The organism is Streptomyces sp. NPDC003691, assembly GCF_053981115.1.
Window position 1 is genome coordinate 18,423 of sequence record NZ_JBSFNQ010000093.1, and the last position, 9,414, is coordinate 27,836.

At 74.1% G+C, this 9,414-nt stretch carries 7 protein-coding genes; 6 read left to right on the top strand and 1 reads right to left on the bottom strand.

All coding sequences use genetic code 11. The features are described 5' to 3' along the window. Positions 1–82: 82 nt before the first annotated feature. From ACWDR0_RS29405 to ACWDR0_RS29415, 3 genes are all read left to right on the top strand, one after another. A complete protein-coding gene (locus tag ACWDR0_RS29405; RefSeq protein ID WP_456354834.1) occupies positions 83–1,378 on the top strand; it encodes an endonuclease/exonuclease/phosphatase family protein in 1,296 nt (431 codons plus the stop codon). After that, complete coding sequence (locus tag ACWDR0_RS29410; RefSeq protein ID WP_456354835.1) at positions 1,375–2,532, top strand: glycosyltransferase family 4 protein; 1,158 nt, start codon at positions 1,375–1,377, stop codon at positions 2,530–2,532. The genes ACWDR0_RS29405 and ACWDR0_RS29410 overlap by 4 nt, the downstream gene beginning before the upstream one ends. Before the next feature lie 234 nt (positions 2,533–2,766). Further along, positions 2,767–4,113 (top strand): alpha/beta hydrolase family protein, encoded by a 1,347-nt coding sequence (locus tag ACWDR0_RS29415; protein WP_456354836.1) that lies wholly within the window; start codon positions 2,767–2,769, stop codon positions 4,111–4,113. Positions 4,114–4,243: 130 nt separating this feature from the next. Here ACWDR0_RS29415 and ACWDR0_RS29420 read toward each other — a convergent pair whose 3' ends face one another. Further along, a complete protein-coding gene (locus ACWDR0_RS29420; protein WP_456354837.1) occupies positions 4,244–5,905 on the bottom strand; it encodes a penicillin-binding transpeptidase domain-containing protein in 1,662 nt (553 codons plus the stop codon). 86 nt (positions 5,906–5,991) lie between these two features. Here ACWDR0_RS29420 and ACWDR0_RS29425 point away from each other — a divergent pair, with 86 nt between their 5' ends. The 3 genes from ACWDR0_RS29425 to ACWDR0_RS29435 all read left to right on the top strand — a co-directional run bounded on the left by ACWDR0_RS29425 (position 5,992) and on the right by ACWDR0_RS29435 (position 9,257). Next, a complete protein-coding gene (locus tag ACWDR0_RS29425; protein ID WP_456354838.1) occupies positions 5,992–7,020 on the top strand; it encodes a LysR family transcriptional regulator in 1,029 nt (342 codons plus the stop codon). Further along, positions 7,017–7,925 carry a serine hydrolase gene (locus tag ACWDR0_RS29430; protein WP_456354839.1) on the top strand — a complete coding sequence of 303 codons (909 nt, stop codon included), beginning with the start codon at positions 7,017–7,019 and terminating at the stop codon, positions 7,923–7,925. Before ACWDR0_RS29425 ends, ACWDR0_RS29430 begins: the two co-directional genes overlap by 4 nt. Positions 7,926–8,249: 324 nt before the next feature. Further along, a complete protein-coding gene (locus tag ACWDR0_RS29435; protein WP_456354840.1) occupies positions 8,250–9,257 on the top strand; it encodes an aldo/keto reductase in 1,008 nt (335 codons plus the stop codon). Positions 9,258–9,414: the final 157 nt, after the last annotated feature.

Consider the following 9,414-nt stretch of genomic DNA (forward strand, 5'->3'; position numbering starts at 1 on the left):
GCCCGCCGGGGAACCGGAACCCGGGACGGGGCCGGACTCCGGCGCCGTACCGGCACCGGGATCCGGTGCCGGAGGCGCACCGGTGGAGCCCCGTACCGGATCCGGAGCGGGGGACGGTTCCCGGCAGGGGACGGGCCCCGGCTCCGTATCCGCGGAACACCGTCCCGGCCCCGGGTCGGGGCCGGGCAGTGGCCCCGCGGACGGCACCGGCTCCCCGGCGGGACCCGCCCCTGTCCATGAGGCCGACCCGGCGGCCCCGCCCGGGCGGCGGGCCCGCGCGGCCCGCGCCGCGGGCACCCTGCTGTTCGCCCTCGCCGCCCTCTGGACGCTGAACACCGTCCTCCGGACCGCGTTCAGCGGCCGCTGGTGGCTCTGGAACGGCATCGACCTGGCCCCGCCGGTGGCCTACCTCGCGGCCCCCCTGCTGCTGCTGCTCCCCGCCGCACTGCTCCGCCGGTTCCGCCGGTCCACCCTCCTGCTGACCGTCCTCGCCCTCCTCCTGGGCGCCGGACAGTCGGGTATCCACCCGGGCGCCCTGCTGCGCGACCGGGAACCGGTACCCGCCGGCGCCCTGCGCGTGGTCACCTGGAACACCTTCTTCTGGCACCAGGACAGCGACCCCGGACGCTTCTACGCCTATCTGCGGCGGTACGACGCCGACGTCTATCTGCTCCAGGAGTACCAGAACGCCCGCGGCGACCGGCCCGTACCGATCGACGACCTCGCCCGGATCAGGGCGGAGTTCCCCGGCTACCGGGCCGTGGCCGAGGGCGGGTTCCTCACCCTCTCCCGCCATCCCGTCACCCTCCACCGCGCACTCCGCCCCGCCGGGCTGCCCGCCCCGCCCACCGACTGGCCCGACTACTGGGACGTCCGGGCGCTCCGTACCGACATCAGCGTCGGCGGCCGCACCCTCTCCCTCTACAACACCCATCTGCCCGACCTGCTCAACGTCGACCGCAACCCGCTGACCCCGTCCTACTACGAACAGGTCCGCTCGCACGCCGAGCGCCGCCTGCTCCATCTGCGCGCGCTCCGCGCCGATCTGGACGCCAACGACCACCCGGTGGTGCTCGGCGGCGATCTCAACACGCTGCCGGGCAGCGAGGACCTCCGCTGGTTCCGGGGCCTGCGCGATACCGCGGACTCCGGCACCGACCTCTATCCGGCGACCTTCCCGGCCGGGCCCGCCGCGCTGTGGCGGCTCGACTGGACCCTCGCCTCCCCGGACGTCGACGTCCACCGGCAGTCGCTGGACGATCCGCCCGCCGGACTCTCCACCCATCGCCTGATCGACCTCAGGCTCTCCCTGCCGCAACCCGCCACCCGGGCGGACGGCGGCCGTCCGCGACCGGCAGACCAGAAGGTGCAGCCATGACCAGCGCCCCGGCCCCGCGCCCGTACCGCTACGACCTGACCGTCGTCCTCACCTACTACCTGCCGTACACCAGCGGGCTGACCGAAGTCGCCCGGACGGTCGCCGAGGGCCTGGCGGCCCGCGGCCGCCGGGTCGCCGTGGTCGCCTCCCGGCACGATCCGGCGTCGCCGGTACGGGAGCGGGTCGGCGGGGTGGACGTGTTCCGGGCCCCCGTCGCCGCCCGGATCGGCCGGGGAGTGATCAGCCCGGGCTTTCTGCCGCTGGCCGCCCGGCTGGCCCGGGCCTCCCGGGCCGTCAATATCCATCTGCCCATGCTGGAAGCGGGCCCGCTGGCCCTGCTGGCCGGGCACACCCCCGTGATCACCACCCACCACGACGACGTCTGGCTGCCGCCCGGTGGCCTCGCCGGACTCCAGATCCCCGTGGTGGACGCCTCGGTGGCCACCGCGCTGCGCCGTTCCGCCGCGGTCGTGGTCAACAACGCCGACCACGCCGAACACTCCCGCCACTGGGCCCTGATGCGCGACCGGCTCGCCGTCATCGCGCCGCCCTGCCGGGTCCGGGAACCGGCCCCCGCGGCCTTCCGGGACGGGCCGGGCCCGCACTTCGGGTTCCTCGGGCGGATCGCCCCCGAGAAGGGGCTGCACCATCTGGTCGACGCCTTCCGCACCATCGGGGACCCCACCGCCCGGCTGCTGATCGCCGGGGACTACTCCAAGGTGGCCGGGGGCAGCGTCGTCGGGGCCCTGCGCGAGCGCTCGGCGGGGGACACCCGGATCCGGTTCACCGGATTCCTGACCGACCGGCAGGTGTCGGAGTTCTACGCCTCGCTGGACGTCTTCGCCCTGCCGTCGGTGGCCGAGGAGTCCTTCGGCATCTCGCAGACCGAGGCGATGATGACGGGCGTCCCGTCGGTCGCCGCCGACGCCCCCGGTATGCGGGTGCCGGTCACCGACACCGGCTTCGGCCGGCTCTTTCCGCCCGGCGACCACACCGCGCTCGCCGCCGCCCTGCTGGCGGCCGCCGCCTACTCGCCGGAGCGGCGGGCCGAGGGGGCCCGGGCCACCCGCGCCCGCTACTCCGCCGGGAACTGCCTCGACAGCTTCGACGCACTGCTGGCGAAGGTCGGAGCGGGCGAGCGGACGGCCGTCTGACGGTTCGGCGCATGCCACCGGCCCGTACCGCCCGGCCGGTGGACCCGGCCCGACCCGTACCGCCCGGCCGGTCGATGGACCCGGCCCGGCCCGCGGACCGACGCCATTCCTACACCGTCCTGACAACTTCCTGACAAATACCAGCAAATCTGTGGATGTCCGCTTGTTGCGGACGGGGGCGGTGGCCATCGGTCACCGCCGCCACGAACACGGTTTGGCGAAAGGCAGGACCTCATGGTGAAGAGGCACGGGACGAAGGCCGATGGCGGCCGGATACGGACCGGAGCACTGGTGGCGGGTGCCGCGGTGGCCGTACTCGGCACGGCCCTTCCCCTCCCGGCCGCGGCCACGGCGGTCACTGCGGCCGGCACGTCCGGCGGGAGCGGCACCTCCGGCGGGAGCGGCGCGTCCGGCCCGTTCGCGGTGGGCCGGGTGACGTACGACCTGGGCGATACGGTGTTCACCCCCGGCGCCCCGTACCAGGGACGGAGCGAACTCGCCGCGGTGGTGCACTACCCCCGGACAGCGGGCGGCAAGGCCGTGGCCCGGGGCAGGCATCCGCTCGTGGTGATGCAGCACGGTTTCTGGATCACCTGTGCCGACCGGGCCGCCCAGGAGGGGCTGAAGGCGGCGGAGAAGGCGCTGGCCGAGGCCGAGCGGGCGGGCGACCGGGCCGAGGAGGACCGGCAGCTGGCGATCATCGGCGAGATGAACGACCGGCTGTGGGCCTGGCCCTGCCGGCCGGGGACCGCCCCGCTGCCCAGCAGTTCCGGCTACGGCTATCTGGCCGAGGACCTGGCCCGGCAGGGCTTCGTGGTGGTCTCCATGGGCGCCAACGGCATCAACGCCACCAGCGGTGGGCAGGCCGATTCGGTGTACAAGGCGCGCGCCGGACTGATCAACGAGCATCTGAAGCTGTGGCAGCGGCTGAACGCGGGCGGCGGGCCCCTCAAGGGCGCGCTCCGGGACCCCGCCACCGGAAAGCCCGGCGGCCCCGGCTTCACCGGCCGGGTCGACCTGGGCCGGGTCGGCACCCTCGGCCACTCCATGGGCGGCGGGGGAGTGATGCAGCACGCCGCCGACGAACGGCACGGCGAGTGGCCCGCCGGGGTGAAGGTCAGGGCGGTCGCCGGTCTCGCGCCCACGGCCACCTGGGACAACGAGCCCGTCACCAAGGTCCCCATGGCGGTCCTGTGGGGGAGCTGCGACCAGGTCAACACCGGTGAGTACGTGAAGTGGAACAAGGGCCGGAACAAGGCTCCCCTGCACGGCATCACCCTCAACGGCGGCAACCACAACTACTTCAACACCAACTGGTCGCCGAGCGGCGGACAGCCCGCCGGTGCCGACGACGCGGTCCCCGGTGAGCGGCCCGGCCGCTGCGCCGCGCAGGACGGCAGCGGCGGGGAGCACCGCGGCCTGACGGAGGCGGACCAGCGCCGGATCGCCCACGGCTACACCATCGCGTTCTTCCGCCGGTATCTGATGGGCGACACCTCGGCACAGTCCCTGCTGACCGGCCGTACCGAGCTGCCCCGGGTGCCGGGCACGGTGAAGGTGGAGTACGTCCGGCCGAGCTGACGGACCGGTGGGCGGCGGCAGCGCACCGGGACCGCGACGACCCTCGCCCGGCAGGCCCCGACGAGCCCGACGAGCCCGCCGCCCCGTCCGTGACCGGTCCGGTACCGCGGTACCGGACCGGTCGTACGGTTCAGCGCCGCTCGGCCACCCCCTTGAGGAAACCCGCGGCCACCGGTCCCGCGTCCGCGCCGCCGGACCCGCCGTCCTCGATCAGGACCGAGAACGCGAGATCGCCCTGGAAACCGATGAACCAGGCATGGGTCCGCGGCGGCGACCCGGTGCCGTACTCGGCGGTGCCCGTCTTGGCGCCCGGCTCCCCGGGAAGCCCGCGCAGTGCCTTCCCCGACCCCTCGGTGACCACGGCCCGCATCAGGGACCGCAGCTCCGCGGCGGTGCCCGGTGCCAGCGGCGCCGTGGCCTCCGCCCGGTTCTTCACCCCTTCCGGGACGAGTACGGGCTGACGGAAGGTGCCGTCCTGCACCGTCGCCGCGACCGAGGCCATCACCAGCGGGCTCGCCTCCACCCGGCCCTGGCCGATCATCGCGGCGGCCTTGCCGTTCTCGTCGGGGGTGGCCGGTACGGAACCGTCGTACGTGGTGGTGCCCGCGCTCCACTCCGGGCCGATGCCGAACCGGCCCGCGGCCCCGGTCAGGCTCCCGGCGTCCAGCTTGTCGCGCAGACCGATGATGCCGGTATTGCAGGAGCGGGCGAAGCCGTCGCGGAACGTCGAGCCCGCGGGCAGTGCGAACAGGTCCTGGTTCTCGAAGCGCTGGCCGTTCACCCGCTCGTAGCGGGGGCACGCGACCGGTGTCTTCGCCCGGATGCCCTTCTCGGCCAGCGCCGCCGCGGTGACCACCTTGAACACGGAGCCCGGCGCGTACTTGCCGCGCAGGGAGCGGTTGGTGCCGGAGGGCGGATTGTCGGCGGCCGCGAGTATCTCTCCGGTGCTCGGCCGTACGGCGACGATCGCGGCGTTCTTCTCCAGGCCGCGCAGCGCGGCCTCGGCCGCCCGCTGGACACCGGGGTCCAGGGTGGTCCGGACGGCCTTGCCCCGGCTGCCCTCCGCGGTGTGCAGGGTGGCGAGGGTGCGGCCGCTGCTGGTGCCGACGATCGCGACGGACTCGGCGGGCCGCCCCGCGAGCTGCTTGTCGTAGCGGTACTGGAGACCGCTCCTGCCGGGAACGCCCACCAGGGCGGGGGCCAGCCCGTCCAGCGGGGTGCCGTCGGCGGCCTCCACGGCCGCGCGGCCGCTGGTGTCGGGGCGCAGCGCCAGGGTGCTGCCCTCGGTGAGCCGGGGGTGCAGCACGGCCGGACTCCACCGGACCACCCAGCGCCCGTCCTTGCGGACCAGCGGCGCCGAGGAGTCGTACGTCCAGGTGCTGCCGCCCTTGAGCCGGAACACCGCCCGGAACGGCTGGACGTCCCCGGCGGTCCGCTCGCCCGGTTCGAAGGAGACCTCCCGGGCCGGCAGGTCCTTCGCGAGCTTCGCCAGCCGGGCGGTGGCCGCGGCCGGGTTGTCGGTGTGGCGTCCGGCCCGCCCGGCGTCGCCGTCGGCCCACGCGCCGAGGAAGCCCTGCACCGCGGCGGTGCGCTCGTCGGGTTCCTCCCCGCCGCCGCCGAACAGGCTCCACGCCGCCGTACCCCCGGCGGCCGCGACGATCAGGGCAAGGGCGGCCGGCAGCAGTCTGCGGCGGCGGCCCCCGAGCGGCTCGGGCACGGACCGCCTGCCGTGGCCGTACGGGCGGCCGGGGCCGTGGTCCCCGGGGCGATGGTGTTCGAAGGTGTCGGACATGTCCCGACCTCAACAGGCCGCCACCCCTCCCGGCCAAGAGCCCTATCCGTACGAATGCCATAGCCGAATGGCTATGATCCCAGGTTATGGACCTGGTCAAGCATGTCCGGTACTTCGTCGCTGTTACAGAAGAAAGACACTTCGGGCGGGCGGCGGGCCGGCTCGGCATCGCCCAGCCGTCGCTGTCGCAGCGCATCCAGCGGCTGGAGCGGGAGCTGGGCGTCCGCCTCTTCGACCGCACCGGCCGCGAGGTCGGCCTCACCGAAGGCGGCCAGCTGCTGCTCGCCGAGGCACGGCCCCTGATCGCACAGGCCGACGCCCTGCTGGCGGTCGCGGCCCGGGTCCGCGGCGGCACCGCGGGAGTCCTGCGCGCCGCGGTGCCCCCGGAACTCGGCGGCACCGTGGTGGCCGCCCTGGTCGGCGCCTTCCGGGAACGGTCCCCCGGAGTCCGGCTCGCCCTGCGGGAGCTTGCCGCGCCGGACCAGCTCGCCGAACTGCGCGCCGGCACCCTCGACGCCGGGGTGCTCCGGCACCCCCTGGACGTGGCCGGGCTGGGGCTGGGCGCGGTGCTCTGCCGCCCCTACGGAGTGCTGCTCCCCGGCCCGGCGCCGGACGGGGACCGGAGCGGTGCCCCCGGCCCCGCCCCGGACGGCGACACCACCGCGGAACCCGTCGGCGCGGGGCGCGTTCCGCTGCGGCTGTCCTCGCTCAACGGGCTCGACCTGGTGCTGTTCCCGCAGACGGCCGCCCCCGCACTGCACGCGGAGATCCTCTCGGTCTGCCGCCGCCACGGCTTCGAACCGGGTTCCGTGCTCGAAGGCCGGGACCCCGAATTCGTGGACGGCATGGTGATGTCCGGTACGGCGGTGACCTTCGCCTTCCGCGACCGCAAGCTCCCGCCCGGGACGGTGTGGCACTCCCTGGAGGGCGAACCCCTGCTGGAACAGGTCTCGGCGGCCTGGCTGCGCGGGCGGCAGGACGATCCGGCCGTACGGCTGTTCGCGGAGGTGACGGAGAGCGTGCTCACCGAACGAGGAGGAATGACCCCGGTGATGGAGGCGACCACGGCCCGGCGGACGTCCGTGCCCGGCCCGGCGTACGGCTACACGGTATGAGAGCGGGGGAGGAAGGGCGCGGTACGGGCTCGCCGGGTGCCGTGCGGTCCCGGATCCGGTCCGTGTTCGCCGACGCGGGGACCACCGGCTGGCTGCACGCCCTGGACCTGGCTACCGGCGCGGAGGTCGCGGTCGGCGCGGACACCCCGGTGAGCACGGCGAGCGTCCACAAGCTCTGTCTCGCCGTCACCGTCCAGCGGCTCGCCGACGAGGGGCGGATCGACCCCGGCGAACAGGTGGAATCCGATCCGGCCGACCGCACCCCGGGGATCACCGGACTGTCGGTGCTGACCGGGCCGGTCCGGATGTCCGTACGCGATCTGCTCACCATGGCCCTGACCGTGAGCGACAACGCGGCGGCCGATCTGCTGCTCGACCGGGTCGGACTGGACGCGGTCAACGACGCCATGCGCGCGCTCGGGCTCCGCCGTACCGTCGCCGTGCAGACGATGCGCGAGCTCATCGCCTCCGTCGACGAGGACTCCGGCGGCGACCCGGCCCGGCTCGCGTACGATCCGTCGGTCCTCGGCGCGCTGCGGGTCCTCGACCCGGCCCGCGCCAACCGCAGCACCCCGCGCGAGATGACCCGGCTGCTCGCCGCGGTCTGGCGGGACGAGGCGTGTTCGCCGGAGCGGGCCCGGGAACTCCGTGCGGTGCTGGGGCTCCAGGTGTGGCCGCACCGGCTCGCCGGGGGCTTCCCGTACGACGACGTCCGGGTGCACGGCAAGACCGGGACCCTGCCCACCCTGCGGCACGAGGTCGGTCTGGTCGAGTATCCCGACGGCGGGCGGTACGCGGTCGCCGTCTTCACCCGGGCCGCCAGCCAGCGGGTCCGCCAGCCCGCCGCCGACGCCGCCATCGGCACCGCCGCCCGGTTCGCGGTCCAGGCCCTGCGCGACGGCTGACCGCAGTCCGGCGGACGCGAGTCCACCGGACCGCCGAGGGATGTCCGACTCCCCCTGAACATACGGAATCTGAGAGTCCGTCGGGATATTTATATCCGTGGCGGTCTCGTCCGTTTGTGCGATGATGACGGCCGGCCGGGCGCCGATCATGCCCGGTCCGTGCGCTAGCGCGCCCGGGTTCCGCGACCCCCGGAGCCTTCCCGGTCACCGTGTCCCGCGGATCCGGGAGCCGGCCGCCGCCGGGACGGTGCCGCCGCCCACCCCGCGGACCGCGCCCCGCCGCACTCTTCCGCACCACAGACAGAACTGCCGAGAGGACGTACGATGCGTCAGCGCTTCCTGGGATCGACCGGCCTGGTGGTAAGCGAACTCTGCCTGGGGGCCATGACGTTCGGGCGCGAGAGCGCCGAACCGGAGTCCCGCGCCATCCTCGACCGCTATACCGAGGCGGGCGGCAATTTCATCGACACCGCCGATATCTATGCGGCGGGAGCCTCCGAGGAGATCGTCGGCCGCTGGCTCAAGGAGCGCCGCCGTGATGACGTGGTGATAGCCACGAAGGTCCGGTACGGCACCGGCGACAGCCCCAACGACCGCGGTCTGGGCCGCAATCATCTGATCGCCGGGGTGGAGGCCAGCCTCCGCCGTCTCGGCACCGACCACATCGACCTGTACCAGGTGCACGCCTGGGATCCGGCGACACCGCTGGAGGAGACCCTCTCCACCCTGGACACCCTGGTGAAGTCCGGCAAGGTCCGCTATCTGGGGGCCAGCAACTTCACCGGCTGGCAGCTCCAGAAGGCGGTCGACCTCAGCCGCCGCTACAACTGGGAGCGCTTCGTCTCCCTCCAGCCCCTCTACAACCTGCTGGACCGGTCCACCGAGTGGGAGCTGCTGGACGTGGCCCGCAACGAGGGCCTCGGCGTGATCCCGTGGAGCCCGCTGCGGGGCGGCTGGCTGAGCGGCCGGATCCGGCGCGGTGACAGTGCCCCGCCCGTCGGCAGCCGGGTGGAGACCGCGGAGCGCTTCGGCTGGGGCGAGTCCTGGAGTGCCTACCAGGACGAGCGGACCTGGCGGGTCCTGGACGCCCTCCACGAGGTGTCCGAGCGCACCGGGCTGACACCGGCCCAGACCGCCGTCGCCTGGCTGGGCGGCCGACCCGCCGTCACCGCCCCGATCATCGGCGCCCGCACCGTCGAGCAGTTGGAGAACCTCCTCGGCGCGGCCGGCACCGATCTCGACCCGGCCGACGCGGCACTGCTCACCGAGGCCGGCGACCAGCCTCTCCCGTACCCCTACAGCGTTATCGCCACCGACCCGGCCCAGCGCTGACCGCAGCCGCCGGGACCGGGTGAGTCCGGACTGAACCGCGCAAGTCCGGAGCGGTTGAGTCCGGACGGGTGGTGCCCGGACCGGTGGGTCCGGGGCCGCCCGGCAGCTCTGTAGAGCACACCTCAGAAATACACTCACGAATTTCACAAAATGGGTT

Coding starts and splice junctions, on each gene's coding strand:
- ACWDR0_RS29410 (WP_456354835.1), top strand. CDS start 1,375: ATGACCAGCGCCCCGGCCCCGCGCCCGTACCGCTACGACCTGACCGTC.
- ACWDR0_RS29415 (WP_456354836.1), top strand. CDS start 2,767: ATGGTGAAGAGGCACGGGACGAAGGCCGATGGCGGCCGGATACGGACC.
- ACWDR0_RS29420 (WP_456354837.1), bottom strand. CDS start 5,905: ATGTCCGACACCTTCGAACACCATCGCCCCGGGGACCACGGCCCCGGC.
- ACWDR0_RS29425 (WP_456354838.1), top strand. CDS start 5,992: ATGGACCTGGTCAAGCATGTCCGGTACTTCGTCGCTGTTACAGAAGAA.
- ACWDR0_RS29430 (WP_456354839.1), top strand. CDS start 7,017: ATGAGAGCGGGGGAGGAAGGGCGCGGTACGGGCTCGCCGGGTGCCGTG.
- ACWDR0_RS29435 (WP_456354840.1), top strand. CDS start 8,250: ATGCGTCAGCGCTTCCTGGGATCGACCGGCCTGGTGGTAAGCGAACTC.